Below are 26,058 nucleotides of genomic sequence, written 5' to 3' on the forward strand. Positions count from 1 at the left end.
GAGCCATATGACGATTGATGTTGCGGCGATGACTCGCTGTTTAAAAACACTTAGTGATCAAACTAGGCTTATAATGATGAGATTATTTCTTGAAAAAGAATATTGTGTCTGTCAATTGGTTGATATGTTCGAAATGAGCCAGCCCGCCATAAGCCAGCATTTGCGGAAATTAAAAAACGCAGGTTTTGTGAATGAGGACAGAAGAGGCCAATGGCGTTATTATTCAATAAATGGTTCCTGTCCTGAGTTTGATACATTGCAATTGATCTTACATCAAATCGATCAGGAGGATGAATTGTTAAACCATATCAAACAAAAGAAAACTCAAGCGTGTTGCCAGTAAGGAGGCATTAGATTGACATCAATGATTTTGGCAGTATTCATCTTTTTATTAACTCTAGTATTGGTCATATGGCAGCCCAAAAATTTATCTATAGGGTGGTCAGCCTGTGGAGGCGCAGTTTTAGCTCTAATAGCAGGTGTTGTCAATTTTCATGATGTGTTAACTGTGACAGGGATTGTTTGGAATGCGACCTTGGCTTTTGTGGCCATCATACTGATATCGTTAATTCTTGATAATATCGGTTTCTTTGAATGGGCAGCGCTTCATATGGCGAAGGCTGCAAAAGGAAACGGTGTGCGGATGTTCGTTTATGTATCTCTATTAGGAGCTATTGTCGCCGCGTTATTTGCAAATGACGGTGCAGCTCTTATTTTGACACCAATCGTATTAGCGATGGTCAGAGCATTACATTTTAATGAAAAATTAGTTTTTCCTTTTATCATTGCCAGCGGATTTATTGCGGATACCACTTCGCTTCCTTTAGTAGTAAGCAATTTGGTCAACATTGTTTCAGCGGACTATTTTCATATTACGTTTATTGATTATGCATCCAGAATGGTTGTCCCGTACCTGTTTTCGCTGCTGGCGAGCATCATTGTACTTTACCTTTTCTTTAGAAAAAGCATACCAAAACGCTATGATCTGACTGAGGTTAAAAAACCTGTTGAAGCAATTAAAGATCAAAACATGTTCAGACTGTCATGGTATATCTTAGGGCTGCTGTTAATTGGATATTTTGCAAGTGAATTTTTTTCTATCCCTGTATCAGTGGTAGCGGGTAGCATTGCGGTCATTTTCTTAATCGCTGCGCAAAAGAGTCCGGCCGTCCATACAAAGAAAGTGGTGAAAGAGGCGCCATGGGCTATCGTATTCTTTTCAATTGGCATGTATGTTGTTGTGTATGGTGTCCGAAATGCCGGATTGACAGATGTCCTTTCAGATGTGATTCAAGCCATGGCTGATCAAGGATTGTTTGCAGGTACGATTGGAATGGGCTTTATCGCGGCAATTCTTTCTTCCGTTATGAATAACCTGCCGACTGTTATGATTGACGCATTGGCTATTGCCGGTACAGATACACATGGGATGATGAGAGAAGCGCTTATTTATGCAAATGTGATCGGTTCAGATTTAGGACCTAAAATAACACCGATTGGTTCCTTGGCGACATTATTATGGCTTCATGTTCTTTCGCACAAAGGTATGAAAATTTCCTGGGGCACGTATTTTAAAACAGGAATTATCCTCACGATACCCACTTTATTGATCACACTTGTCGGCCTGTATATTTGGCTGCTGATAATCCATTCTTGTTTCTAAAAGGACAAGGTCACTATATCAAGGAAAACAATGCACAGGTAACTCTTGCCGCAGCCAAATGGCTGAAGAGTGGGGGGAAAATACCTTGGAGACAAGTGGAATGTGTACAGCGCAGGAATCGAAGTTCATGGATGACATCGAATGCTGTCAAAGCAATGAAAGAAGCAGGGATTGATATTTCAAATCAAACATCGGATATCATTGATCCGAACATTTTAAATCATGCTGATCTCGTTGTTACTCTTTGTGGTGATGCAGCAGATAAATGCCCAATGACGCCCCTGCATGTAAAACGTGAGCATTGGGGATTTGATGATCCGGCAAAAGCACAAGGAACTGACGAAGAAAAATGGGCATTTTTCCAAAGGGTCCGTGATGAAATTGGTGACCGTTTAAAACAGTTTGCTGTAACTGGGGAATAGAGAATCGATATACTCAGCGTTTCCTTGGGTTTATATAATGCAATGTGTTGTTCAACAGGTGTCTGTGAGCTGAGTGCAGACACCTGTTTTTATTTGTCTGAGATCCGTAACAGGGAAGTTATTTAGCTGTTACAGAGGAAAATTAATTTGTGAACAGAATCATGAAGGAGACGGTGTTTTAAAGGAGTTGTCTGTTTTGCAGGAATTAACAAAAGAAAAATACAGTAGCTTAAAAACAATGATTGATGACAAATATTGTCCAACATTTGTCTATTCAATATTAGACCAAACCATTCCGGGAGCTGTTTATGCAGATGATCAAACCTTTCCTAAATCGTTTTTTATAGGAACTGAATCAGGCATTTATTTTATTGCGGGAGACCAAGGGAATCGGGATTTTCATGATTTCATTGCAGGATATTATGAAGAACAAGTGAAATCATCAAAACGATTTACCTTGTTTTCTTCCAGTGATACATGGGATAGCGTACTGAAACCCTTACTGAAAGATGACTTGAACCAAATGAGAAGAGCTGCATTTTCTTATCAACCAAAATCTTTCAAAAAGACTTTGCAACTGCCAAAGGGTCTTGTATTGAAAAGAATAGACGAAGACATTATTTCACACAGCACAGCGTTTAACAGCGCTTATTATGAGGAGTATTGGGATTCTGTCTCACAGTTTGCTTCAAAAGGTTTTGGATTTGCCGTATTACATGGCAATCACGTAGTAAGTGAGTGTACCTCTATATTTTTAGGGCATAATCGAGCGGAAATGGATATCTACACACTTGAGGAATATAGAGGACTGGGGTTAGCTTATTGCGTAGCAAATAGGTTTATAGCGTTTTGTATGGAAAATGGGATTGTTCCTAGCTGGGATTGTGATATCTGCAACAATTCGTCCATTGCATTAGCAGCTAAACTAGGGTTTAAGAAAATAATCGAATACTCTCTTTTTTATTCCGGGAAATCATAAAAAAGAGAAGAGGCAAGAACTCTTCTCTTTACATGAGTAAGCGGTTGGTGAATACCGGTTTTTATTTTATTAAGAATGTAGATTTAATTGCTGGCGAAGTTTCTTCGATAAGTCCTTTCTCGTTTCATCAGTTACAACATGATACCATAAGTGATCTATCTTTTTATCCTCACCTTTTATTTCGATCTGTTTGACATGTTGAACGGCTTCTTTATAAGAGCGTTGAATATCAATCATTTTATCAAGTGTTAAGTTTGTTTGTATATTTTTTTCTAAGGCAGCCAAAATTCCTTGATAGTTTTTTAATGATTTTAATTGTGCTCCTTCGTGAATAATTTGGTTAATGATTTCTCGCTGCCGCTGCTGCCGCCCAAAATCACCGCGAGGATCTTCTTTTCTCATCCGTGCGTATTTAAGGGCAACCTTTCCATCCAGGTGCTGTTCCCCTTTTGGTATATGCACCCCTTCAAGGGTAAAAGGGAAATCATTATTCACTGTGATTCCGCCAATCTCATCTACAATATCTTTAAACCCTTCCATATTGACTTTGATATAATAATTGATTGGAATGTTTAAAAATTGTTCAACGGTTTGAACGGCACCTTCAATACCCTCATAAGTATATGCTGCGTTCATTTTAATATTGGTATTCTTTGATCGCATAAATACTCTGGTATCACGCGGTATACTTACCATCGTCGATGTTTTCGTCTCTGGATTTAAAGTCAGTACGATCATCGAATCAGGTCGTCCTTTATCACCGGGGCGCTCATCTACTCCCAGCAAAAGAATCGATATAGGATCATGTCCAAGACTAGCATCTTGTTGCTTAGAATCTCTTTGCAGAGGTTCATACATATGGTTGACCGATTTTGCTACGTTTCGGTAAATACTATAGCAGGTCAGGCCTCCAATGGTTAACAAGAGGGCTAGAACAAACAATAAAATACTCTGCATTTTCAGTTTCCTTCTCCCGATTTTCACTATCAAATTCCTTTCTGATCAAGTTGAATATTTATATGTTGTACTGGTTCTTAACGGTTCTCTAATAAATAATTCTTTTATCTCCGTGATATTTTGTAGTTCATATAAGATACTTTAAATTTATACTTCAATTGAATCTGAATTGTACCGGTTTGATTGAATCATGAATTGCTTTCATTTCGTATCCGCTTTCCCGGAAATATTTTAATAATTGTTCCAAATACGCCGCGGTAGTTGGCTTTTCATGCATTAATACAATAAGCGGCTCTTTTCCTTCAAGGGTTTTGACTTGCTGAATGACACTCTTAACAAACTCTCCATGAGTGTACTTCCAGTCCTCTGAGTCAACTGTCCAATCCCACAGGTTAAAATGATCACGCTCCACAACATCTCTAAAAGGGCCAGTAATGTAAGGCTTTGACCCGTAAGGTGCTCTTATTAAATGCGTGTTGACTTTGGTTGTTTCTTTAATGTAGTCCAATGTATCGTTCATTTCTGCAGCAAAGCTTTCAGGGGATTTATAGATTTCGGAAACCTGGTGCGTCACGCCGTGAGACCCAACAGAATGACCGTTTTCCGCCATTTTTCTCACAATATTAGGATTTCGCTCGATATTTGGTTTTAACATAAAAAACGTTCCCTTTGCATTGTATTTATGAAGCAAATCCATAATTTTCTCTGAAGCAGCAGGGTTTGGTCCGTCATCAAATGTTAAATAAACGACCTTCCCGATTTCAGCAGGTTTTTTTTGTTCTTTTTTCTGTGCTGAATTTTTGTGTGTTTCTATATGCGCCTGCTCAGAAGCGTTTGTACTTTCTTTTATTGGTTCCTGCTTTGGGCCGGCAAGTGCCTTCCATGAAATGCATAGTAACGTTACACCTAGAATAATCAATATCCCAAAACCTATTTTTCCTATTTGATTCAACTTACGATCCCTTCTTGGTGAATTTGACACTTTTTCCAACTCCTCAATTGTAGATATCAAAACTAGTTTTCTCGCGAACGAGTCACATAAATTAGAAGGACCAATGAAACTTTGGAGACAAAGCCCGGTAAAAATGATGCTCTTTTAATATAGATGAGAGTTATCGCAGAAGTTTGATCAACTTGTAAACAAAATGTCAACAAATGAAGGAATCTTTGTTATGTAATATCTTGCAGGTATAAGAAAAAACCTTATTTCAATAGAAATAAGGTTTACTTGAAGGATATGATATAAGAGCGATCGTCAAAAAATCGGGCTGATGAGTTTTCCATAGAAATATACCGGTTTTGTTCATAAACGAGCAGGTTGCTGCCATCTGGACTCCAATATATTTCTGATGGGTTGGCGCCGTGGTATATAGGTTCTGCGTAGAGGACATTTTTCCCTTGCAGCTTTCCTGCATAAGTATTGTCCTTGTCATATAAAGAGTAAGCGATCTTCTTTCGATCATTAGATATGGTAAAAACAGCTACATTTTCGAGCAGAACAGAGAGCTCACTGTTTCTGAGGTCGTATTCGTATAAGGTTTCTCCGATACCTAAAAATACAAATTGGTCATTGTTTAACCAAACAGGTTTACCATAGGGGCTAATCTGCCGCTTATTTTGAATAGTGATGCTGTCACCGCTGATGGTCCCCGTCATAATGCGATATTGTTGCCCTTGTAACATGGTTAGCAGCAAACTACGTCCATCATTTGAAATGGAAACTGCCGTAAGCGAATCCTTTTCATCAACATTCTTCAATGGATACGTTTTGAGGGTTCCGGAATCTATGTTGAATACATTGAACGCAGTCTGGTCATTTTTTGTCGTGTCAATGACAAGATAACAAATGTATTTGCTATTATTTGACCATGAAATATCCTGTACAAAGGCATCCTTGCTAGAAGAAAAGCTGGCTACTTCCTTTTTGTTTCTGTTCGTCAGTGATATTAAATTTAGTGTTATCTTATTTGATGACATCGTTAATCCGGCGATACTTTTCCCGTCGGGAGACAACTTAAGGTTGGAAGTATTGCGGTCAATGCTCTGCAGAGTTTCAGGTTTTTCAAAAGGATAGGAGACATTCTGAAGATGCTGCGCTTTACCTTCCGTTGTGTCATTTCCTTTGAAAAAACCAACTACAGAGTTTGATGAAGACCAGCCAAGCAACTGGTCAGCTTGAGGGAGGCGATATATCTTCTTCACCTGAAAGGAGTCCGACTTCTGATCGTCATCAATCTGGCTCTCTTCCTTGTTTGGAATGATAATGGTTTCAGATCGCTTGCCCATATTATAGCTGGATACAAAAATCAAGGAAATCAATAATATCCCTGACAATATAATAAACCGTTTGTTCTTCATGATCATTTCTCAACCTTCATGTAAGCTAGTTCAATAGTGATGATTGTATGGTTTTCTTCGTAGAACATCTTGATTGTTCCTCCATGTTTTTCGACAATTGTTTTAACTATGCTTAACCCCAACCCTAAACTTCCTTCTTCCGTCACCTTTTGGTTTATTGAATAAAAAGGCTGAAACACTTTTGTGTATTGGTTGTCGTCATATGGATCACTTGGATTTTTGAACATAAAAAGAACCTGATCTCCCGTAACTTTAGCCTGAATCATGATTTCAGAATGAGATAAACTGTATTTGATCGCATTGTCCAAAAGATTAATAAAGAGTTGGCGCACTCTATTCTTTTGACCATACACATAGAGACTGTCTTCTATCTCATAGGTGATCTTCTTTTTATATCGTTCTGCACGAAATTTCATAGATTCGCATACATCTTTCAAAATCGTTCCTGCATCAATCCTATCGAATTGTTCTTTAGAGGTTTCTCTAGATACCTCAAGAAGTTTTATAACCAAATTGTGCAGACGCCGGCTTTCTTCAACAATATGATTCATTCCTTTATCAAAAAACGCCTGATCTGATTCCCCTTTTTGTTTTATGATTTCAGCATAGCCTTGAATAGAAGTCAGAGGTGTTTTCAGTTCATGGGTCATATTGTCAAAAAAACGTTTTTCCTGTTCATTAAGTTCCTTTAACCTGTCCCGATCTTTTTCGATAGTTGAAATTTGATCCCTAATTCTGGTGATCATATCATTGAAATTAACCGTAAGCTGGCCAATTTCATCTTTTCTAGAAAAATGGATATCCACATCCAGCTTTCCCTTTTTGACTTCTGAGGTGGCCTCTGTCAGCTTGACGATTGGAATCGTGATGTGTCTGGAGAGTATATAAGAGAAAAGAAACGCCGCCACAAATATCGCAAGAGCGATATAAAAAATAATATTTAAAATCTCTCCGCTTTGTTTGTAAAGCAAATTAAAATCTTTAGAAAAACGCAATATGCCAACTTTTGCACCATCAATGACAACTGGATAAGAAAAAAACACCTGTGCTTGATTTCGATCATAGGTGATATGATAAGCATTTTTTCCGTTAATTGCTTTTGCTAGGTCCTCGTCAATGCCTTGCGAAAACACTGTTTTATTAGAAGAAGACAACAAAGTGCCATCTACGGTATAAACGCCTACATTGCTTCCTGTTGAATGAGTTAAACTATCCACTATTTCATCGGCCATATCGCCGAAGTATAGTTCATTGTTTTTATAATGATTGATTAAAAATGCTTGATTGATATACATGATGCTGTTTTTTTTTAAGTCTATTAAATCTGAGGTCACAATTTTTTCATTGCTTGACCAAATGACACTTTTGACCGTTTGATTGAGCACTAGAAAAGAGAGAGAAAAAATCAGAAAAAAACCAATAATAAATTTACCCTTGATCGTCCGTAACACTCTCTACTCCTCCTGCTTCTCGAATTTATATCCAATGCCAAACACTGTTTTAATGAGGTCGCTTGCATCCAGTTTTTTACGGAGTCTTTGGATATGAGTATCTACCGTACGTGTATCCCCGGCAAAATCGTAGCCCCAAACGAATTCCAACAGCTCTGAACGTGTAAAGATTTTTCCACGATGGTCAATCAATGTCTTAAGCAGATCAAATTCTTTAGGAGTCAAATCAACAATGATCCCATCTTTTTTTACTATTCTTTCGTCTGGGATCATCACAATATTTTTTAATTGAATGTGATCCTCATTAGACGATCCTCGATCATTCACGTGGTTAGCTTGTTCAAGACGCCTGAGTATTGTACGAATTCTGGCGATAACTTCACGCAAGTCAAATGGCTTTGTAATATAATCGTCAGCCCCAAATTCCAACCCAAGGACTTTATCAGTGATATCTGACTTTGCGGTGATCATAAGTATAGGGATATTATAGCGTTGGGTCACTTTTTTACAGATATCCAATCCGCTGCAATCTGGCAGCATCCAATCAAGCAGCAGAAGATCGGGTTTGAATTGGTCTAACTGTTTCATCCCTAAAGTTCCGTTAGATTCAGTACACGTTTGAAAACCTTCCTGCGTAAGCCCGTATGAAAGCAGATCTGCTATTGCTCCATCATCTTCAATAATAAGTATTTTCGTTTTATCCATTATTTCATTCATTCCCTGTTTCATGATTAAATTGAATATATCTATCTTAGAGTCTGCAATATCACTCATTATAGCATCCTTTTTAATAGCGATTATTCAGAAATTCAGATCAAACTATAATTGGATATATTTTCACCATCGTCAACAAAATCGGGGGAATTGAGCTATCGTTGGATTAGAGGACTATTGTAAACAATTTTAATTGATAAATGAGCTTATTAAAAAGAGATGCGGGTATCTTCTTTATTTATGTATAAGAGCGTTTCCATATCGTTTGATTTTATTGGGTGTTAAATAGGTAAAGCATACCCCGCCAACTGTAACCACTCCGCCTAGCAGAGAGATCAATGTGGGTATCTCGCCGATCCAGAGCCAAGATATGATCAAGGCTAAAGCCGGTGTAACATAAAGTGAAAGGGTTGCTTCTGAAGCACCGACGAGTGAAGTGACATATGCTAGTGCGAAGTAAGGAATAACCGTCGGCAATAATCCTAAGTAAACGATAGACAAAGTTGCGCTTATTGAAGCGTTCATCATCTCTTCGCCTAAGCCTGGCAGAAACACAAGCATAGGTATTGTTCCGCCCCAAATGGTGAATGTAACGAATGGAATAAAACCATATTTTTTTATATAGCGGGCTTGAAAAACGAAATAAATACTCTCCGAAAATGCTGCCAGCAGGATGACCAAGATACCGCTCATTGAATATGTAAAGTCTCCCGCCCCAAATGTAATCAATAATACACCCAATAAACTGATCATAGAGCCAAGCCATTTCGTAAATCCAAAATGCTCTTTATAAAACAGGCGGGATAGCATGGCTGAGAAGATCGGTGCCGTAGTAACGAGTAAGCTTGCAACTCCGGCACTAACTGTTTTTTCACCGATGTTCAGCAAAATGTGATAGAGTGCAAATCCTAAAAACCCTAAAAGAAAAATGGCAGGAATGTCTTTCAAGTCGGGTAGGCGCATCTGAGTCAAAACAGCAAAAAGCAATAATGCCATAGAGCCGATTAACAAACGAAATAAAGCAAGGTGTTCTGGTGTGTACCCTTCTAGTCCTGCGCGAATTCCCGGAAAAGCAGATGCCCATAAACCAATCATGAGACTATGAGATATAATTATTTGAACTGTTTTCTTTCGCATTCCTCTCACTCCTCTTTACAAAAACCAACCAGTTATTTAATGTGTTTTTATATTAATAAAGATTTGGTGATATGGCTTCAACCAGTTAAATGGATTTTGACCCAACCAATTTATTTTAAGGAGACCGATTCTATGAGCTTTCCAGAAGAAACAAAGATGAAAAAGCTCCCTAAGTACAGACAAATCGTTCATTTTATTAAAGAGAAAATAGGAAATGGAGAGTGGCCGATTGGAAGCAAGATTCCAAGCCAGCGCACGCTTGCAAAAGATTTTCAGGTAAATCGGAGCACAGTGATTACAGCGTTAGAGGAATTGATGGCCGATGGGTTAATAGAAGGCACAATGGGGAAAGGCACAGTTGTTATCAACAACACATGGACACTGATGGCTAAGAATTCTGCTCCCGGTTGGGATCAATATGTCACCTCTGGCATTCAGATGCCAAGTCGGAAAATCGTTCAAGAGATAAATCAATCAGAATCAAATACAGACCTTATACAGCTCAGTAAAGGTGAACTTTCAGCTGAGATTTTTCCTTTGGCTGTTATGAAAGAAATGATGGGGAAGGTATCTCAACACATGGAGGCATTCGGATATGAAGAACCAAAAGGTTACTTACCTTTGAGGGAGGCATTAAGCAACTATTTAAAAACCATTGGAATCAACGTCTCATCTTCTTCCATTCTGATTGTCTCAGGAGCGTTGCAAGCCTTGCAGCTGATATCAATGGGGCTGTTACAAAGAGGATCAACCGTTTATCTTGATCAGCCCTCCTACCTTTATTCATTACACGTATTTCAATCAGCTGGTATGAAGCTGACTGGACTTCCTATTGATAATGAAGGACTTTTGCCTGAAAATGTTCATTTAACAAGAGGAGAGCGGGGAAGGGCTATCTTATATACAAATCCATGTTTTCACAATCCGACTGGTATTCTTATGTCTAAAAAGCGGCGTGAAGAGATCCTAGCAGTAAGTGAGAATACACAGCTTCCTATTATTGAAGATGACATTTATCGTGAGTTATGGATCGATGAAATTCCGCCATATCCTATTAAAACAATTGATAAAAATGGACACGTACTGTACATAGGAAGTTTATCGAAAACATTAAGCCCAGGTTTGAGGATTGGATGGATCGTCGGACCGGAACCGGTGATTGAACGTTTATCTGACATTAAAATGCAAACAGATTACGGATCCAGTTCGCTATCCCAGAGAGTAGCGGCAGAGTGGTTTACTTCCGGCCACTACCAGCAGCATGTAGAAAAGGTTAGGCAGCAATTAAAGGTGAGAAGAGAATTGGCCTTGAGTGCTATAGAAACTCATTTGAAAGATGTGGCGACATGGAATATCCCAAAAGGAGGGTTTTTTGTCTGGATAAAAATATTGCCTTCCATATCAATGAAATTACTTTATACTAAAGCCTTATCAAAAGGGATTCTGCTCAATCTCGGCAGTATCTATGCTCAGGAAAAAGGGAATTATATTCGCTTATCATATGCTTATGCATCTCTTGAAGACCTTCAAAAGGGGATTTATGAGTTGGGTTTAATGATAAAAGAATTGGCAAGTAAGTAACTTTTATATCCTTAAATGGATGTTTCACTAAAAAAGAGATCAAGCCTAATGATCGCTTGATCTGATAATAACAAGGGTTACTAGAATAGACCAAATCATGGCTTGGTCTTAAAATGATCATGTCTCTGAACGAAAAGTCTTTCCGACTTCTCTTCCTAAACCAAAGTAATGTCTGAAATTATAGATAAGCGGGCTCCATTTGGAAGGGTTGATATGGTTTTCGTCCAGTATAATACTTTCTTCGGCATGAAAATGTAGTGCCTGCGTCTCTACAATTGCGAATGACGATTCATATTCTGGAAGCCGAATGTGTTTCACTTTGGCTTCTATTTGGATAGGGCATTCTTTGATTCGTGTTGGTGATACTGTTTTTGATTGTAAAGGCGTTAACCCTGCTGCCTCGTATTTTTCTTTTTTATATGTAAATCCGAGCTGTTTCTTCAAAGGCGGTATACTCTTTTTTCCGCTATAAGATGAAATTCTTTCAATGTTTTCCCATAATTCCGGGCCAGGCAAGTTTATGACACACTCTTTGTGTCTTTCCAAATTGTCGATGGCTTTTCCTCCCAGTCCTACTCCAAGGATTATATAATGTCCAAGAGCCCAAGAAGAAGACATGGGACTAATATTAGTGGTTCCATCCTCATTCAATGTGGTTAGAAGAAATGTCGAGGTACCATAATACATGATCTTGGGTTTGATTTCTTTAAATCGACGAGTGTCTCGTTTTTTGATGTTCAACGTTTTTTCCTCCTTGTCACGCTTACATTTATATTGTAAAGGATTAACATTTCAACTATCATCGAAATATGAATGTAAGGAGGAAAATCATGAATCCTAATATTGCAAAAATCTCTTCGTTGCTATCAGATCCCTCGCGTTCTTCCATTCTTCTCAGTCTAATGGATGGAAGGATACACCCTGCTGGAGAGCTTGCATATCTCGCTAACATTAAACCTCAAACCGCAAGTTTTCACCTGAATAAATTGCTTGAAGCAAAGCTGATTAGCGTAGAGAAGCATGGAAGACATCGGTATTACAGAATGGCTGACTCAGATGCTGCAAATGTGATCGAACAATTGCTTCATATTGCGCCTAAAGCAAAAGTCAAATCTTTAAAAGAGTCAAAAGAGAAAAAGGACTTGCATTTCGCCCGTACCTGTTATGATCATTTGGCAGGTTATGTGGGCGTGCAAATGGCACATTCACTAGTTGAGCGGGGGATGTTAAAAAAAGTTGATTTAAACTTTGAGGTGACTTCAGAGGGTGCTTTATTCTTTTCGAAGTTAGGCATCAATGAAGAGCAACAACGGAATAAGAGGAGAGCTTTTGCACGCTGCTGTTTGGATTGGAGTGAACGGCAGCATCATATTGCAGGAGCATTAGGAAACGCCCTATTGATGCGCATGTTAGAAGAAGAATGGATCGTTCGTATGCCTAAAACGAGAGCGATTAGGATTACACAAAGCGGGAAAATCGCGTTTGAGAAGCATCTAAACGTGAAGATTTAGGATTTTGAAGCGGAAACACCAGATGATGAGGCACGATATCTAGGAGGAGTAAGATTTGTTCTAATCTTACTCCTTCTTCTTATTTTGAAGCAGCTCGATTCCCCATTGCAATAGAGATGCGGTTCCAACTGTTTATTTGATTAATGATCAGAACAAGGTCAACATATTGTTTCTCATCATAATGTCCCCGCACCCGATGATATAGCTCATCAGGAACCCTTTTAGATGGGATGAGCGTGATGTGTTCAGATAGTTCGAGAGCCGCTTTCTCTTCAGGTGTGTAAAAATCACATTCATTCCAAGCATGTAAACAGTAAATTCGCTGTTCAGTTTCGCCCATTTTGCGGGCATCAGAAGTATGCATATCTAAGCAGAAAGCACAGCCGTTTATTTGAGAGACTCTGATTTTAATTAGCTCTCTCGTAGTTCGGTTAATTGAAGATTGTTTCGTGTATTTCTCCATATCCATCATGATTTTCATACCTTCAGGTGCAATCTCATAGTAGGACACTCTTTGACTCATAAGGCAAGACTCCTTTCCATAGAATACCTAGATTGTATCCCGGTATTGATCATTTTACCAATGTGCGGTTTGAATGACAGCTGTTTCATTGTCTTTTGGAAAGAAGCTTCTTTGAATAAAAATAAGGGTAGCCAGCAATGATGAGTGGAGCTGCTAATGCAAGCAGTCTCCATGAGCCTGATTGGCTGTCTTTAGTGACTCCAATGAATATATAAGTACCGATCAGAAAATATAATAAAGCGCCTAAAAACCAATACATGTTCATTCCTCTTTTTCCTTGCATGTGATTTTTGATTGAGTATGTTTGTCTTTCTCATTGCTTAATCGATCAAGGCACTGATTTTTTAACACTTTTTCGGTCCGGATTCCTTTTCTCTTTAATGATAAAATTGTGAGATCAATCGATTTCAATGATGATCATTCCTTTTAAATAGTGACTTCTCCATTATTGTAAATGGAAATTCGGAAAGATAAAACGTACATAAAGGCAGAACGCTTATGTACGTTTGGGCAATGATCCATGTTGGAAACGCTTATGCTTCACCGCATCTTTGTATTGTTGAGTACCTTCTCTTCCTATAAAATGATGGGATACATGTATATGTGGCTGGAGTGTATATCGCTTCTGCCAATGGAAAGGAAGTGAATGAGGTTTGCGTATCAGGAATCCTTTCAAAGAAAAATACTACTCGCATGATAGACGGGCATTAAACATGCTTGCACTCAGAGTGCCGGGCCTGGCTTTTATTCTCATGATCTATGTAGCCTCTGTCGTGCTGCAATTTATTACTGCAAGCTGGTCCATTTTATTGCTTAATGTCTTCACGATATTGATGGCTGTTTTTTCTTTTCTGCATTGGCATTCATATCGCTGGGTGAAGAAAAGGGTCATTCTATACTTTGTACTGCAAGGTTTGATCACTTTTACACTTGCTAATCTCATGACGGGCTTCTTAGTGCTGGTCCTCATTGGCCTTTATGCATTTTTGATTGGACAGATTATAGGAATGGCAGACAGAAGTAAAACTTTCCTCATTCTATATTTATTGCTTCTTCTGTTAATAAATGTAGCTAATCAGATTCACAAAGGTGAATATTTGCATTTTATTGTGATTGCTGCACCTATCATGATCGTGATTATTACTTATGCCGCTACATTATTTGCCCAAGTCGATGAAAGGATAAAAGCGCAGCTGACTCTCGAAAGGCTGGAGCTGGCTCATCAGCAGGTAGAACAGCTGACGCTGCAGAACGAAAGACAGCGGATGGCCCGAGACTTACACGATACGCTTGCTCAAGGGCTGGTCAGTTTAAATATGCAGCTGGATGCGATTCATGTTCATCTCGCCAAAGGCAACACAGAGAGAGCGAAGGAAATCATACAACAATCGATGAAAAGAGTGAAAAGCACATTAGCTGATGCACGTTCAGCTATTGACGATCTCCGCAGCAAATCAGAAGAAATCGGTGTTTTAAAAGAAAGAATTACCTCGCTGATGGATCATTTTATAGAGTCGACAGGCATGGCTTGTTTATTAGATTACAGATTGCATCAGGTGCTGGATGTGCGTACAGCTGAAAACTGTTATTACATCATTGGAGAATGCATGACGAATGCGGCAAAGCATGCTGAGGCGAAAACAATCTGGATATCCATTTGGGATGATGAAAAGGGAAGGCTCCATTTAACAGTTAAGGATAACGGCAAGGGATTTGATGTTGAAAAAGGAAAGAAAAAGAGAGGACATTATGGGCTTCTTGGCATACAAGAACGCGTCAGGGCAATAAATGGCCAATTTAATATCAAGAGTACAAAATTGAAAGGAACACAAATTGAGATCACTGTACCAATTCAGGGAGAGATGCAAGATGAATAAGGTTTTAATCGTTGATGACCATCTTGTCGTGAGGGAAGGTCTGAAGCTTTTAATTGAAACGAATGATCAATACACCATTATAGGAGAGGCGGAAAATGGAAAAGTCGCAGTCCGTCTTGCAGATGAGTTAGAACCGGATATCATTCTGATGGATTTGTATATGCCGGAGATGAGTGGGTTAGAGGCCATTAAACAAATAAAAGAAAAACACGATACCCCCATCATTATTTTGACTACATATAATGAAGATCACTTAATGATCGAAGGGATTGAATTAGGAGCGAAAGGATATCTGTTAAAGGATACGAGTTCAGAAACTCTTTTTCACACAATGGATGCAGCTATCAGAGGTAATGTGCTGTTGCAGCCTGATATCCTCAAACGTCTTCAAGAAATCCAATTTGAGCGGATGAAAAAGCAGCGCAGTGAGACGCAGCTGACAGAAAAGGAAGTCATTGTTCTAAAAGCAATTGCTAAAGGTCTTAAAAGCAAAGCGATTGCCTTTGATTTGGGCGTCTCTGAGCGAACAGTAAAGTCCAGATTAACGTCCATTTACAATAAATTAGGCGCGAATTCAAGAACTGAGGCAGTAACGATTGCCATGCAAAAAGGTATTCTGACAATAGACAACTAAACTCCATATTTGAAAATTGCCCAAACGTACATGCCCGAATGTACGTTTTTTTTATTTCATTCTCCACTACAATGAGAAATGTGATCAAGCAATGTGTTGAAAGGAGATTATCATGTCAAAAATGTTATATACATTAGGAGGATGGGTTGCTCGCAATCGCATAAAAGTAATATGTGCGTGGATCGTTGTGTTAGTTGCTTCGATAGGCCTTGCAGTCACCTTAAAACCAAGTTTTTCTGAGGATATGTCCATACCTGACACACCTTCGGAAAAAGCGATGGATGTGATTCAAAAAGAATTTCCTCACGGTCCTGATAAAGGGAGCATACGGGTTATTTTCGGTGCTGGTGATGGGGAGAAACTTACTGGGAAGCCAGCAAAAAAAGCAATAGAAGATACGTTCAAAGAAATCAGTAAAGATGATTCTGTTGACTCGATTGCAAGTCCTTTTGTGACAGGGACAATCGCGAAAGATGGCACAGTTGCCTATGCTGATATCAAGTATAAATCATCAGAAGATGATATAAAGGATTACTCTATCAAACACTTAAAAGACAGTTTGAAAATGGCTGATGATGAAGGATTGCAAACTGAGCTAAGCGGAGATGTACCGGGAGCCGAGATGGAGATAGGCGGTGTCTCTGAAATTGTCGGCATTATCTTGGCTTTTGTCGTTTTAGCCATTACATTCGGTTCTTTATTAATAGCAGGTTTGCCGATTTTAACTGCACTGATTGGTTTAGGTGTAAGTATTGGACTGGTTTTGATTGGGACACAAGTATTTGATATTGCTTCCGTCAGTCTTTCATTAGCCGGAATGATTGGCCTTGCTGTTGGTATTGATTATGCTTTATTTATTTTTACGAAACACCGCCAGTTTTTAGGCGAAGGCATACAAAAGAATGAATCAATTGCGAGAGCCGTGGGAACAGCGGGAAGCGCAGTCGTTTTTGCCGGACTTACAGTTATCGTTGCACTTTGTGGATTGACTGTCGTTAACATTCCTTTTATGTCTGCGATGGGGCTGACAGCAGGGCTTAGTGTACTGATGGCTGTTTTGGCTTCCATCACACTTGTGCCTGCGGTCTTATCGATTGCAGGGAAGCGGATGATTCCGAAATCAAACAAGAAAATAGAAAAACAAAGCACTGAAACAAATGTCTGGGGACGCTTTGTCACCAAAAATCCTATCATGCTAAGTGTATGCAGCATTCTGATTTTGCTCGTCATTAGTATCCCGTCTATGCATTTGGAACTGGGCTTGCCTGATGCTGGGATGAAAGCTAAGGATAATCCGGATCGCCGGGCATATGACTTGCTTGCCGAAGGCTTTGGAGAAGGATTTAATGGCCAATTAACAATCGTAGCGGATGCCACAAATGCTGCAGAAAATAAGGCGGAGGCTTTCGCAGATGCAGTGAAAGAAATAAAGGGCTTAGACCATGTAGCAAGTGTCACCCCTGCAATGCCTAATAAAGAAGGGAACTTTGCCATCATTACGGTCGTTCCGGAAACAGGTCCAAATGATGTCACAACAAAAGATTTGGTACACGATGTACGCAGTTTGTCAGATAAAAACGGAGTAGATTTGCTTGTTACTGGATCGACTGCAGTGAATATTGACATTTCAGATCGCCTGAATGATGCGATACCGGTGTTTGCTGTACTTATTGTTGGCTTTGCGTTTGTATTGCTGACCATCGTTTTCCGTTCGCTGCTTGTGCCGCTTGTTGCTGTTGCAGGTTTCATGTTGACGATGACAGCCACTCTTGGAATCTGTGTATTTGTCTTGCAAGACGGCAATCTCATCGATTTTTTCAAAATACCTGAAAAAGGGCCGATACTCGCCTTCCTGCCGATTTTATCGATTGGGATTCTGTTCGGTTTAGCTATGGATTATCAAGTATTTCTTGTCAGCAGAATGCGTGAAGAATATGTAAAAACAAAGAATCCAGTACAAGCCATTCAGGCTGGATTAAAACACAGTGGTCCTGTTGTTACAGCAGCCGGCTTGATCATGATCTTCGTGTTTGCAGGATTTATCTTTGCAGGTGAAGCTTCTATTAAAGCCAACGGATTAGCTCTTTCCTTTGGTGTGCTCTTTGATGCCTTTATTGTAAGAATGACACTGATTCCAAGTGTCATGAAGCTGATGGGGAATGCAGCCTGGTATTTGCCGAAATGGCTGGACAAGATGATTCCGAACGTGGATATAGAAGGGCATCAACTGACAAAGGAAATACAGCCAGAAATAGATCATGAACAAAAGAAGCAAATCATGTAATAGAAAAAGCAGATCTTTTATGATCTGCTTTTTTGCTTATGGTAGTATTTAGAAGATGAAGTCGGCAGTTAAAAGGAGACGCTTATGGCGTAATCACTCATTTTCGATATGGATGGAACTTTGTTTCATATTGGCAGAAGCTGCGTCATGCTAGCAGGCATCCCAGGAGAAGTGATAAAGCACATCAAATGATTTTTTTGACGCTGCCTTCTCTCCATAATGCCTAGGTTCTTGATAATTCTAAGAATAAACCAACTGATCATATAAGAAACCTAAAGAAACAAGCACACAAAACCAGCTGCGGGTTTTGTCCAAGAAAAATAGAGTCCATAAGAGAGACTCTATTTTTTGAAATGCCCGGCTAGAAGCATATTCAGGACTTTAGAAATGCAAATCACTATCTTATAAGCCCTTACCGTGAAATGCCTGTTTCTGCACTGAAAAAACGCATTACACGTTCATTTACGTAAGCGGGTTGTTCCATCGATAAAACATGTCCGGCATTTTTAATGACTTCCGCCTCAATATCAGGAACGAATGAAGAGGCTCGGTGCAGGGCTGAGTGGGGATCATAGATGACTTCATGTTCACCAAGTAATAATAGGATAGGAACTCTTGCTGAACGTAATTCCTCATCGGTAAAAACATACGGAAATCCGTCGGCTTTAGGATTTGGATTTCTTGATCCATCCTGCCACATTACCCCTGCCTGAAACTGCTTCACAAAAATCGGGTGCAGCACATTCTGATCATTCATCATCCAATTTAAGAATTTTTCAACTCCATTTGACGCTGTAAGGCCAAGAGCGTATTTGTAGAAATCGTGATGAAATGGCAAAAACGTTTCTGCCGGACTCAGTATAGCTGCGCTTTTTACTCTCTCAGGCATACGTAAAAGGAAATTCATCGTATGGAGACCGCCAAGCGAAAGTCCGATCATGTGGGACTTTTCGATCCCCAGATTGTCAAACACATCAAGAAGCCAATTGGCGTAATCCGTTCTTGTACCGCTTAAATTCTCAGGAATACTCTTGTTTTTATCACCTATGATATCAACTGCATAAGTTCTGTAGTTGCTGCTCCAATCGGCGATGTTGGGATACCACATCGTCGAGCTGAATAATGCTCCGTGGAGTAATACAAGCGGCGGGGCATCCTCTGGGCCGCTTGCAATCACATGTGTTTGACCAAAACGAGTAGATATATAGAATGATTTGCAACGGACCGGCCAAAGACTAAGGCTTTCATTATAAGTTTGATAATAGCGGATACCGTTGTCACTTAATTCGGGAATACTAGATGAATGGTTTGACATACAAATGCCCCTCCCAATTTTGTTTATATGAATGTGCCGTTTCGTGATGGGGAATCTGATTTTGATATAACAGACTTTATTTACAATATAATACAGTTGTTATTCGACGTCAAATCCAAGATGAAAAGGAAATAAAACGATTGAAACAGATTATTGAAAATCAATATAACAGAATATTAACCTCCTTTGTGGAGCCGCTTCATTAAAACCGCAATTCAAATGCATGAATCACAAAAATCACAACAGGAGGGATCAAGAGGGAAGGCAGCAAATTCAATGTTTTGAACTTCTTGATTCCAAGAATGCTTAGACCTGAACTGAGGATGAGTATGCCTCCCACAATTGTGATTTCATTAATAAGGTCTGTATTGATTGCGCTCTCCATTACTTTAGCAAATAAATAGATGGAGCCTTGCCAGGCAAATAATACAATGGCAGCAGCCGCTATTCCAAAACCAAAAGTTGAAGCGAGCACAATGGAGGTGATCCCATCTAACATCCCGTTTGTCAGGAGATATGTATAATCTCCATGCAAAGCGGCTTCAACAGGGCCCAATATTGACAGCGAACCGATACAAAATAATAAGACCGCAGTTGATAAGCCCTCTGCTAAATTGCTTTTAGAAAATTTGTTCACCAGCTTGTTGAATCGTAATTCTAAATTGATGATCTGGCCTAGCAAACCTCCAATGGCTAAACTCACGATGAATAGAATGGGATATTTACTATCAGGCAAATCCTGTGTAATGGCGTTGATCCCCAGCGCGACCGCAGCGAATCCCATTGCCTGCATCAAAATATCCTGGTATTCATCTTTAATGCCTTTTTTGAATATCCCCCCGATTATGCTTCCTGCAATGATCATCACTGTGTTAAAAATCGTTCCAAACATAAGCTTTCTCCTCCAAAAATCATTCCTGCATAAAAAATAAACCCTCTAGTTAGTAGAGAGTCAAGGGAGATAAAAACATATTCATGAGATTATTTGATGGGCAGCAGGATTTCAGTCACGTAATTATCTAGGTTATTCGTAATGCCATAATCAATGAGTGTGATTTCGATTGAGTCCCCTGCTACCTCATAATGATGTTCTTTCATATATGCCAGTAATTTTTTGTAGTATGGTTCGGCTTCTGGATGTGACCCTTTAAACCTAATTTGCAGATATTCTTTTGAAGGAAAGATGATTTCTGAAGAAGTTTTTTCATTTTCATCTTCAAGAATCATAAATATACTGGAATATTTGTCAAACTGTTTTGCTTTCACATTTGCTGCTGATATGGATAAACCGATCTTGCCTATGAATATATCTTCGTTCACATTCAGGTGGGTTCTCAATTCAGCTAACGAATGTTCGATATCATGGCCGAGAACATATTCATGCTGCAAGTAAGCCACACGCATTGCAGGAAGTTTGATTTTTGAAATTTGATGTAACGGCATGTTAACGGCATCTTCTATATGTGCGATGCGTCGGGAGATCTTTCGTTCGATGCGTTCCAATTCTTTCTTCTTGCGATCAATTTCAGCCTGCTGGCTTTTTAGTAAATGAAGAAGAGTGTTTGTATTTTGAGAGTTATAAAAATCAAGAAGCTTATTGATTGGCAGGCCTAGGGCCCTCAAATACTTGATGGTATCCAGCCGCTCAAACTGTTGGGTAGAATAATATCTATAGTTTGTTTGCTCGTCTTTATATTCCGGTTTCAAAAGGCCGATTTCATCATAATACCGAAGAGCAGAGATTTTCACATTGAATAACTTTGACACTTCTCCAATCGAAAAAAATTCCTTCATTCTAACAACCTTTCTGTCCCTATGATTGATATACACACATTATATAGTACGGCGAGTTCTAAAGGTAAAGTTTGCAGCATAAAGAAAAAACTCCTTCTAAAAAAGGAGCTTTTCATTCTTCGAAATAAGGATTTACATGGATGAGCACTTCTTCTACATCTGAAAACTGTCTTTTGATTTCATTTCGAATTTCGCGGGCAATGTCGTGTCCCTGCTTAATTGTCAAATCATGATCCAAAGATAAACGGACATCAAGCAATTTATAGTGGCCGTGTTCTCGCGCGCGGATTCTATCGATTCGTTTTACCTGATCACATTGAAAAATAACAGCTTTATATTCCTCTATCAGCTCGGGATCAACACTCTTTTCCATGAGCACATCAACAGACGGCCTGATTAATTCCATTGAAATCTTAAAAATGAGGTAAGCAACGATTGCACTGGCAATTGCATCGGCGTACAACAGATAGGACCATCCGCGGGTGTTTCCGATGATAGCCAACAGGACGCCGATAAAAGCGGCAAGAGAGGCAACGATATCGCCTTTATGATCGTATGCGATCGCTATAATCGCCTTACTGTTCCATTTCTCCCCCTGTTTGATGGAATAACGATATAAGATCTGCTTAGCCATGTAGGAAATCAGTGCCGCAAACAATGCGCTATATTGGGGAACGCTTGGCCCTTTAACAAAGGACAGAATCGCTTCTATGAGGATATAAACGGATACGATCACTAAGATAATTCCTACAATCGCCTCACTAATGACTTCAGCTTTTCCGTGACCAAAAGGATGGTCTTGATCGGGCGGTTTATTGGAAATGCCGATCACTGCCAAGACTGCAATCGAAGCAACGACATCTGCCGCGGAATGTATTCCGTCTGCAAACACGGCTTCACTATCGCCTACCAGCCCAAAAAAGACCTTTCCTGCCATTAAGATCAGATTGGCGATCAATGCAATCAAAGCAACTTTTCTGCTTATTTGTTCTCTTTCACTTGCCATTTTTTCCTCCTATAAAACTGCACAAAAAAATAGGAGTGCTCTATATACGCTCTCCGTATCCTTTCTTGTGTAATCACTTTGCTTATCATACCAATTCAATTTCGAGTGGGTCTATAGCAACGTTGTTTCCTGTTTACTAATAAATAAGGTGACAGAAAAAAAGTTGGTGCTGTGCTAAAAGGTCATACAAATGAGTTCTAATGTAACAACAGTGATGATTCGCAATTAAAATGCTGTCGTCAGAGAAAAATTTCCACCTGATTCTCAAAAACCTATTGACATGAAAAGATCTGTATTTTATTATTATCTCATATTCAAGATATTTTAATTCGAGATATTTGATTGAAAAGATCAGCGATCAAGCGCAATTCTAAGTGTTCAATCGTTGTCAGTTCTTTTACACAATATTCAATATGATTTTTTATAACATAATATCTCGAATTCGAGATAAAAGGGAGTGTAGCGTAATGGCTGAATTTACACAGTTAGTCAATGAAAGACGATCTGCAAGCAATTTTCTTTCAGGTCATCCAATCACAAAAGAAGATCTCAATGAGATGTTTGAATTGGTTGCATTGGCACCATCGGCTTTTAATTTGCAGCATACAAAATATGTGACGGTTCTTGACCAGGACGTAAAAGAAAAGCTGAAGCAGGCCGCAAATGGACAATATAAAGTGGTTAGCTCTTCTGCGGTTCTCTTGGTATTAGGGGATAAGCAGGCATATCAACAAGCGGCCGATATCTATGAAGGTTTAAAGGTATTGGGGATATTAAATAAGCAAGAGTATGACCACATGGTGCACGACACTGTTTCGTTTTATGAAAACAGGGGAGAACAATTTAAGAGAGATGAGGCGATAAGGAATGCTTCACTTTCTGCGATGATGTTTATGCTGAGTGCTAAGGAAAAAGGCTGGGATACCTGCCCGATGATCGGCTTTGATGCGGAAGCCGTAAAACGGATTTTGAACATAGACGACCAATTTGAGGTTGTCATGATGATTACGATTGGAAAAGAAAAAACAGAGAGCAGAAGACCGCGCGGCTACCGGAAGCCTGTGAATGAGTTTGTTGAGTATATGTAAAAGGAGCGGATAAAAATGGCTAAAAAAACGATGGGAATTCATCATATTACAGCGATTGTCGGTCACCCTCAAGAGAACACAGATTTCTACGCAGGAGTGCTTGGGCTTCGTTTGGTCAAGCAAACTGTCAATTTTGATGACCCAGGTACGTATCATCTTTATTTTGGGAATGAAGGCGGGAAGCCGGGAACAATCATTACCTTCTTTCCGTGGGCTGGAGCCCGCCAAGGCGTCATTGGAGACGGTCAAGTTGGCGTGACTTCGTATGTCGTGCCGAAAGGGGCTATGGCATTTTGGGAAAAGAGACTAGAAAAGTTCAACGTTCCATACACCAAAATCGAGCGCTTTGGGGAACAATATGTAGAATTTGATGATCCTCATGGACTGCACTTAGAAATCGTGGAAAGAGAAGAAGGAGAGGCTAATACGTGGACTTTCGGAGATGTAACGCCCGATGTTGCCATTAAAGGTTTTGGGGGTGCAACCCTATTATCAGCGCAGCCTGACAAAACCGCTGACCTTTTAGAAAACATCATGGGGCTGGAGCGAGTCGGCAAAGAAGGAGACTTCGTTCGTTATCGTTCTGCCGGTGATATCGGAAATGTGATTGACCTTAAGTTAACGCCTATTGGCCGCGGGCAAATGGGGGCCGGAACGGTGCATCACATCGCTTGGCGGGCTAACGATGATGAAGATCAGTTAGATTGGCAAAGATATATTGCTTCCCACGGATATGGTGTAACTCCTGTTCGGGATAGAAACTATTTTAATGCCATTTACTTCAGGGAACATGGGGAAATCCTGTTTGAAATCGCAACTGATCCCCCGGGCTTTGCACATGATGAAACACAAGATACAATGGGCGAAAAACTGATGCTGCCTGTGCAATATGAACCGCATCGCACACAAATTGAACAAGGGCTGCTGCCGTTTGAAGTAAGAGAGTTAGATTGATTTGACACATAAAAATAAAGAAACATATATTCAATTGATGATTGCTGGATACTGTCAGCAAAGAATCAGATGAAATCAAAGATGAGGAGAGATACAAATGGAAGATGCAGGACTGTTGCTTATTCGTATAATGATTGGTGTGGTGTTTTTGTTTTATGGCACACAAAAATTATTCGGCTGGTTTGGCGGATACGGGATTAAAGGAACCGGACAATGGTTCGAATCAATTGGGGTGAAACCAGGAAACGTTGCGGCCGCGCTATCAGGTCTTGGGGAGTTAGTAAGCGGAATTCTATTTATTTTAGGCGTATTCCTCCCGCTTGGAGCTGCTATCATAACGATCATTATGTTAGGTGCCATCGTAAAAGTCCATGGAGCGAAAGGTTTTGCGAATGGCGCGGGAGGTTTTGAATATAACCTGGTGCTCATTGCAGTTTCCATAGGGGTTGCACTCATCGGTTCAGGAGCTTACGCTTTGCATTTTTAATAAGAAAGTATGTAAGAACAGTTGCTGCTTGTCAGTAACTGTTCTTTTATTTTGATATTTTCGGCAAACTTGCAGGTACTCTGCAAAGCAAAAAAGCGGATATAATAAATATAAATCTGTATAGTGAATGATACGTATTGATGAGCTTGGTCATGAAAAACAGACCTATTTGAAGGAGTAAATGGATGAAAGAGATGGCAGGATTACATTCATTAGATTCTATAGAAAATTTTATCAAACAGCACAAATTCAGTTTTATTTATATATCAAGGCCTGGCTGTACAGTATGTCACGCAGTTCTGCCCCAGCTCAGAATAGTATTGGATCAGTTTCCAAACATCAAATTGGGGCATATTAATGCTGACGATGTAGCAGAGGTCGCCGGCAGATTTTCAGTTTTCACCGTTCCTGTGCTTCTTTTGTTCATTGATGGGACTGAGTTTCTAAGAGAAGCCCGTTTTGTTCATTTTGAACAGCTTGAACAAAAGCTGAAAAGGGTTTATCGATTATATGAAGGTGAATAAAGAAATAAGGTAAATAAAGAACTCAAATGAGTTCTTTTTTTTGCATCAATTTATTCTTCACTAGGTGAAGAAGGGTTATCAACCTGCCCTTGATCACTTGTATCATTATCACAACTTGCTGAAATAATAATTGAATTAGAAGGAGAATAATCTCCTAATGTGAAATTGACTCCGTAATTTTTGCTGTTCGCAGTATGGCTGTTTTGCAAGTTTTGTCCGATATCTGTATTGGCGTTTTGTGTCATTCCATTTATCGTGAGATTTGAAATGTTGATTTGAGATCGCATGCTTCAAAAACTCCTTTCACTCAGAAGTAGTCGTCATAGAGGACGCTGGCAGTCTATTTACTTCTATGATATTGCGTTTTTATATCATTGCATCAACATAATGGTAAAAATAATAGCGCCTCTTTAAGCGAGTGATTGAGCATCTTTTTTGAAGATGATCAACCTATCAGCAGAAATAAAGCCGCCTGATAAAGAGGCGGCAGATCGTTATATGTCATCTATGAATTTGGTGTATCGTTTTTCGTTTGCCTAAAGGATAAGATGGTCGTTTTTAATGATGAGTAGGAGCCTATAGCAGCGTAGCCATAAAACCAGCCCATAAATACGCCAGAAAAGAGGCTGTGTCGATGGCTTATGAAAACAGAAATGACAAGGCCTGTTATTAAGGCAACTGACGGTACAAATGTTTTGGGGATTTTCAATAATATTTTGAGGATTTGGGTTATCAATATAATGATTGGAACAGCTATTACAGCATCCCAAAAGTTTGTGTGAATAATTGGAAAAGGCAT

The 26,058-nt window shown here is 39.4% G+C and carries 28 protein-coding genes and 1 pseudogene; 13 read left to right on the forward strand and 16 right to left on the reverse strand.

Going from position 1 to position 26,058, the window contains the following annotated elements; all coding sequences use genetic code 11:
- Nucleotides 1–7 precede the first annotated feature (7 nt).
- The 4 genes and pseudogenes from aseR to MHH79_RS02940 all read left to right on the forward strand — a co-directional run bounded on the left by aseR (nucleotide 8) and on the right by MHH79_RS02940 (nucleotide 3,064).
- Nucleotides 8–343, forward strand: coding sequence for a metal-responsive transcriptional regulator AseR (aseR, locus tag MHH79_RS02925; protein ID WP_015482851.1), 336 nt, complete (start codon nucleotides 8–10; stop codon nucleotides 341–343).
- A 12-nt stretch (nucleotides 344–355) separates the two neighbouring features.
- On the forward strand, nucleotides 356–1,663 hold the full coding sequence (locus MHH79_RS02930; protein WP_063336120.1) for an arsenical efflux pump membrane protein ArsB: 1,308 nt from the start codon (nucleotides 356–358) through the stop codon (nucleotides 1,661–1,663).
- A 58-nt stretch (nucleotides 1,664–1,721) separates the two neighbouring features.
- Nucleotides 1,722–2,085, forward strand: a pseudogene (arsC, locus tag MHH79_RS02935) (arsenate reductase (thioredoxin)).
- Between the two features lie 187 nt (nucleotides 2,086–2,272).
- On the forward strand, nucleotides 2,273–3,064 hold the full coding sequence (locus MHH79_RS02940; RefSeq protein ID WP_340035151.1) for a GNAT family N-acetyltransferase: 792 nt from the start codon (nucleotides 2,273–2,275) through the stop codon (nucleotides 3,062–3,064).
- A gap of 69 nt (nucleotides 3,065–3,133) precedes the next feature.
- Here MHH79_RS02940 and MHH79_RS02945 read toward each other — a convergent pair whose 3' ends face one another.
- From MHH79_RS02945 to MHH79_RS02970, 6 genes are all read right to left on the reverse strand, one after another.
- Nucleotides 3,134–4,021, reverse strand: coding sequence for an LCP family protein (locus tag MHH79_RS02945; protein ID WP_080467391.1), 888 nt, complete (start codon nucleotides 4,019–4,021; stop codon nucleotides 3,134–3,136).
- 154 nt (nucleotides 4,022–4,175) lie between these two features.
- Nucleotides 4,176–5,003 carry a polysaccharide deacetylase family protein gene (locus tag MHH79_RS02950; RefSeq protein WP_031315635.1) on the reverse strand — a complete coding sequence of 276 codons (828 nt, stop codon included), beginning with the start codon at nucleotides 5,001–5,003 and terminating at the stop codon, nucleotides 4,176–4,178.
- A 242-nt stretch (nucleotides 5,004–5,245) separates the two neighbouring features.
- Entirely contained in the window at nucleotides 5,246–6,385 is a 1,140-nt protein-coding gene (locus MHH79_RS02955; RefSeq protein WP_080467392.1) for a hypothetical protein, read from the reverse strand.
- Entirely contained in the window at nucleotides 6,382–7,830 is a 1,449-nt protein-coding gene (locus MHH79_RS02960; protein ID WP_032727142.1) for a HAMP domain-containing sensor histidine kinase, read from the reverse strand. Before MHH79_RS02960 ends, MHH79_RS02955 begins: the two co-directional genes overlap by 4 nt.
- A 3-nt stretch (nucleotides 7,831–7,833) precedes the next feature.
- Complete coding sequence (locus MHH79_RS02965; RefSeq protein ID WP_031315634.1) at nucleotides 7,834–8,535, reverse strand: response regulator transcription factor; 702 nt, start codon at nucleotides 8,533–8,535, stop codon at nucleotides 7,834–7,836.
- A gap of 243 nt (nucleotides 8,536–8,778) precedes the next feature.
- A complete protein-coding gene (locus tag MHH79_RS02970) occupies nucleotides 8,779–9,681 on the reverse strand; it encodes an EamA family transporter (RefSeq protein WP_015482857.1) in 903 nt (300 codons plus the stop codon).
- Between the two features lie 132 nt (nucleotides 9,682–9,813).
- Here MHH79_RS02970 and MHH79_RS02975 point away from each other — a divergent pair, with 132 nt between their 5' ends.
- Nucleotides 9,814–11,262, forward strand: coding sequence for a PLP-dependent aminotransferase family protein (locus MHH79_RS02975; RefSeq protein WP_309529838.1), 1,449 nt, complete (start codon nucleotides 9,814–9,816; stop codon nucleotides 11,260–11,262).
- A gap of 117 nt (nucleotides 11,263–11,379) precedes the next feature.
- Here the strand turns inward: MHH79_RS02975 and MHH79_RS02980 are convergent, their stop codons facing one another.
- Complete coding sequence (locus MHH79_RS02980) at nucleotides 11,380–12,003, reverse strand: flavin reductase family protein (RefSeq protein WP_309529837.1); 624 nt, start codon at nucleotides 12,001–12,003, stop codon at nucleotides 11,380–11,382.
- 89 nt (nucleotides 12,004–12,092) lie between these two features.
- Here MHH79_RS02980 and MHH79_RS02985 point away from each other — a divergent pair, with 89 nt between their 5' ends.
- Nucleotides 12,093–12,773 (forward strand): winged helix-turn-helix domain-containing protein, encoded by a 681-nt coding sequence (locus tag MHH79_RS02985; RefSeq protein ID WP_063336125.1) that lies wholly within the window; start codon nucleotides 12,093–12,095, stop codon nucleotides 12,771–12,773.
- A gap of 79 nt (nucleotides 12,774–12,852) precedes the next feature.
- Here MHH79_RS02985 and MHH79_RS02990 read toward each other — a convergent pair whose 3' ends face one another.
- The 3 genes from MHH79_RS02990 to MHH79_RS03000 form a co-directional block, all read right to left on the reverse strand.
- On the reverse strand, nucleotides 12,853–13,296 hold the full coding sequence (locus tag MHH79_RS02990) for a carboxymuconolactone decarboxylase family protein (RefSeq protein WP_063336126.1): 444 nt from the start codon (nucleotides 13,294–13,296) through the stop codon (nucleotides 12,853–12,855).
- 85 nt (nucleotides 13,297–13,381) lie between these two features.
- A complete protein-coding gene (locus MHH79_RS02995) occupies nucleotides 13,382–13,561 on the reverse strand; it encodes a hypothetical protein (protein WP_080030634.1) in 180 nt (59 codons plus the stop codon).
- Nucleotides 13,558–13,707 (reverse strand): hypothetical protein, encoded by a 150-nt coding sequence (locus tag MHH79_RS03000; RefSeq protein ID WP_015382874.1) that lies wholly within the window; start codon nucleotides 13,705–13,707, stop codon nucleotides 13,558–13,560. Before MHH79_RS03000 ends, MHH79_RS02995 begins: the two co-directional genes overlap by 4 nt.
- Nucleotides 13,708–13,949: 242 nt before the next feature.
- Between MHH79_RS03000 and MHH79_RS03005 the strand changes: the two genes are divergently transcribed.
- From MHH79_RS03005 to MHH79_RS03015, 3 genes are all read left to right on the forward strand, one after another.
- On the forward strand, nucleotides 13,950–15,173 hold the full coding sequence (locus tag MHH79_RS03005) for a sensor histidine kinase (protein ID WP_015482863.1): 1,224 nt from the start codon (nucleotides 13,950–13,952) through the stop codon (nucleotides 15,171–15,173).
- Nucleotides 15,166–15,807 carry a two-component system response regulator YdfI gene (ydfI, locus tag MHH79_RS03010; RefSeq protein WP_015382876.1) on the forward strand — a complete coding sequence of 214 codons (642 nt, stop codon included), beginning with the start codon at nucleotides 15,166–15,168 and terminating at the stop codon, nucleotides 15,805–15,807. Before MHH79_RS03005 ends, ydfI begins: the two co-directional genes overlap by 8 nt.
- A 112-nt stretch (nucleotides 15,808–15,919) precedes the next feature.
- Nucleotides 15,920–18,091 (forward strand): MMPL family transporter, encoded by a 2,172-nt coding sequence (locus MHH79_RS03015; RefSeq protein WP_340034983.1) that lies wholly within the window; start codon nucleotides 15,920–15,922, stop codon nucleotides 18,089–18,091.
- Nucleotides 18,092–18,503: 412 nt separating this feature from the next.
- Here the strand turns inward: MHH79_RS03015 and MHH79_RS03020 are convergent, their stop codons facing one another.
- From MHH79_RS03020 to mneP, 4 genes are all read right to left on the reverse strand, one after another.
- On the reverse strand, nucleotides 18,504–19,406 hold the full coding sequence (locus MHH79_RS03020) for a carboxylesterase (RefSeq protein ID WP_181218349.1): 903 nt from the start codon (nucleotides 19,404–19,406) through the stop codon (nucleotides 18,504–18,506).
- A 202-nt stretch (nucleotides 19,407–19,608) separates the two neighbouring features.
- The gene (locus MHH79_RS03025; RefSeq protein ID WP_251217982.1) at nucleotides 19,609–20,298 is read right to left on the reverse strand and encodes a DUF554 domain-containing protein; all 690 of its coding nucleotides are present in this window, start codon (nucleotides 20,296–20,298) and stop codon (nucleotides 19,609–19,611) included.
- Between the two features lie 89 nt (nucleotides 20,299–20,387).
- Entirely contained in the window at nucleotides 20,388–21,200 is an 813-nt protein-coding gene (locus MHH79_RS03030; RefSeq protein ID WP_047182154.1) for a MerR family transcriptional regulator, read from the reverse strand.
- 112 nt (nucleotides 21,201–21,312) lie between these two features.
- On the reverse strand, nucleotides 21,313–22,206 hold the full coding sequence (mneP, locus tag MHH79_RS03035) for a manganese transporter MneP (protein WP_015382881.1): 894 nt from the start codon (nucleotides 22,204–22,206) through the stop codon (nucleotides 21,313–21,315).
- Nucleotides 22,207–22,673: 467 nt separating this feature from the next.
- Here mneP and MHH79_RS03040 point away from each other — a divergent pair, with 467 nt between their 5' ends.
- The 4 genes from MHH79_RS03040 (at nucleotide 22,674) to MHH79_RS03055 (ending at nucleotide 25,259) form a co-directional block, all read left to right on the forward strand.
- On the forward strand, nucleotides 22,674–23,294 hold the full coding sequence (locus MHH79_RS03040) for a nitroreductase family protein (protein ID WP_100506840.1): 621 nt from the start codon (nucleotides 22,674–22,676) through the stop codon (nucleotides 23,292–23,294).
- Nucleotides 23,295–23,309: 15 nt separating this feature from the next.
- A complete protein-coding gene (locus tag MHH79_RS03045) occupies nucleotides 23,310–24,248 on the forward strand; it encodes a ring-cleaving dioxygenase (protein ID WP_063336268.1) in 939 nt (312 codons plus the stop codon).
- 97 nt (nucleotides 24,249–24,345) lie between these two features.
- The gene (locus MHH79_RS03050) at nucleotides 24,346–24,735 is read left to right on the forward strand and encodes a DoxX family protein (RefSeq protein ID WP_003234169.1); all 390 of its coding nucleotides are present in this window, start codon (nucleotides 24,346–24,348) and stop codon (nucleotides 24,733–24,735) included.
- A gap of 185 nt (nucleotides 24,736–24,920) precedes the next feature.
- Nucleotides 24,921–25,259 (forward strand): thioredoxin family protein, encoded by a 339-nt coding sequence (locus tag MHH79_RS03055; RefSeq protein WP_063336269.1) that lies wholly within the window; start codon nucleotides 24,921–24,923, stop codon nucleotides 25,257–25,259.
- Nucleotides 25,260–25,309: 50 nt separating this feature from the next.
- Here the strand turns inward: MHH79_RS03055 and MHH79_RS03060 are convergent, their stop codons facing one another.
- Together MHH79_RS03060 and MHH79_RS03065 are read right to left on the reverse strand one after the other, a co-directional pair.
- The gene (locus MHH79_RS03060) at nucleotides 25,310–25,546 is read right to left on the reverse strand and encodes a spore germination protein (protein WP_015482867.1); all 237 of its coding nucleotides are present in this window, start codon (nucleotides 25,544–25,546) and stop codon (nucleotides 25,310–25,312) included.
- A 218-nt stretch (nucleotides 25,547–25,764) separates the two neighbouring features.
- Nucleotides 25,765–26,058 carry a hypothetical protein gene (locus MHH79_RS03065; protein WP_250541155.1) on the reverse strand — a complete coding sequence of 98 codons (294 nt, stop codon included), beginning with the start codon at nucleotides 26,056–26,058 and terminating at the stop codon, nucleotides 25,765–25,767.

It is taken from the genome of Bacillus sp. FSL K6-0993 (assembly GCF_037977205.1).
Lineage (GTDB): Bacteria > Bacillota > Bacilli > Bacillales > Bacillaceae > Bacillus > Bacillus subtilis.

Excerpts from the sequence above, each read along its gene's own strand:
- aseR (WP_015482851.1), top strand. The coding sequence starts at position 8 with ATGACGATTGATGTTGCGGCGATGACTCGCTGTTTAAAAACACTTAGT.
- MHH79_RS02945 (WP_080467391.1), bottom strand. The coding sequence starts at position 4,021 with ATGCAGAGTATTTTATTGTTTGTTCTAGCCCTCTTGTTAACCATTGGA.
- MHH79_RS02955 (WP_080467392.1), bottom strand. The coding sequence starts at position 6,385 with ATGATCATGAAGAACAAACGGTTTATTATATTGTCAGGGATATTATTG.
- MHH79_RS02965 (WP_031315634.1), bottom strand. The coding sequence starts at position 8,535 with ATGGATAAAACGAAAATACTTATTATTGAAGATGATGGAGCAATAGCA.
- MHH79_RS02970 (WP_015482857.1), bottom strand. The coding sequence starts at position 9,681 with ATGCGAAAGAAAACAGTTCAAATAATTATATCTCATAGTCTCATGATT.
- MHH79_RS02975 (WP_309529838.1), top strand. The coding sequence starts at position 9,814 with ATGAGCTTTCCAGAAGAAACAAAGATGAAAAAGCTCCCTAAGTACAGA.
- MHH79_RS02985 (WP_063336125.1), top strand. The coding sequence starts at position 12,093 with ATGAATCCTAATATTGCAAAAATCTCTTCGTTGCTATCAGATCCCTCG.
- MHH79_RS02990 (WP_063336126.1), bottom strand. The coding sequence starts at position 13,296 with ATGAGTCAAAGAGTGTCCTACTATGAGATTGCACCTGAAGGTATGAAA.
- MHH79_RS02995 (WP_080030634.1), bottom strand. The coding sequence starts at position 13,561 with ATGAACATGTATTGGTTTTTAGGCGCTTTATTATATTTTCTGATCGGT.
- ydfI (WP_015382876.1), top strand. The coding sequence starts at position 15,166 with ATGAATAAGGTTTTAATCGTTGATGACCATCTTGTCGTGAGGGAAGGT.
- MHH79_RS03015 (WP_340034983.1), top strand. The coding sequence starts at position 15,920 with ATGTCAAAAATGTTATATACATTAGGAGGATGGGTTGCTCGCAATCGC.
- MHH79_RS03020 (WP_181218349.1), bottom strand. The coding sequence starts at position 19,406 with ATGTCAAACCATTCATCTAGTATTCCCGAATTAAGTGACAACGGTATC.
- MHH79_RS03025 (WP_251217982.1), bottom strand. The coding sequence starts at position 20,298 with ATGTTTGGAACGATTTTTAACACAGTGATGATCATTGCAGGAAGCATA.
- MHH79_RS03030 (WP_047182154.1), bottom strand. The coding sequence starts at position 21,200 with ATGAAGGAATTTTTTTCGATTGGAGAAGTGTCAAAGTTATTCAATGTG.
- mneP (WP_015382881.1), bottom strand. The coding sequence starts at position 22,206 with ATGGCAAGTGAAAGAGAACAAATAAGCAGAAAAGTTGCTTTGATTGCA.
- MHH79_RS03040 (WP_100506840.1), top strand. The coding sequence starts at position 22,674 with ATGGCTGAATTTACACAGTTAGTCAATGAAAGACGATCTGCAAGCAAT.
- MHH79_RS03045 (WP_063336268.1), top strand. The coding sequence starts at position 23,310 with ATGGCTAAAAAAACGATGGGAATTCATCATATTACAGCGATTGTCGGT.
- MHH79_RS03050 (WP_003234169.1), top strand. The coding sequence starts at position 24,346 with ATGGAAGATGCAGGACTGTTGCTTATTCGTATAATGATTGGTGTGGTG.
- MHH79_RS03055 (WP_063336269.1), top strand. The coding sequence starts at position 24,921 with ATGAAAGAGATGGCAGGATTACATTCATTAGATTCTATAGAAAATTTT.
- MHH79_RS03060 (WP_015482867.1), bottom strand. The coding sequence starts at position 25,546 with ATGCGATCTCAAATCAACATTTCAAATCTCACGATAAATGGAATGACA.
- MHH79_RS03065 (WP_250541155.1), bottom strand. The coding sequence starts at position 26,058 with ATGCCTTTTCCAATTATTCACACAAACTTTTGGGATGCTGTAATAGCT.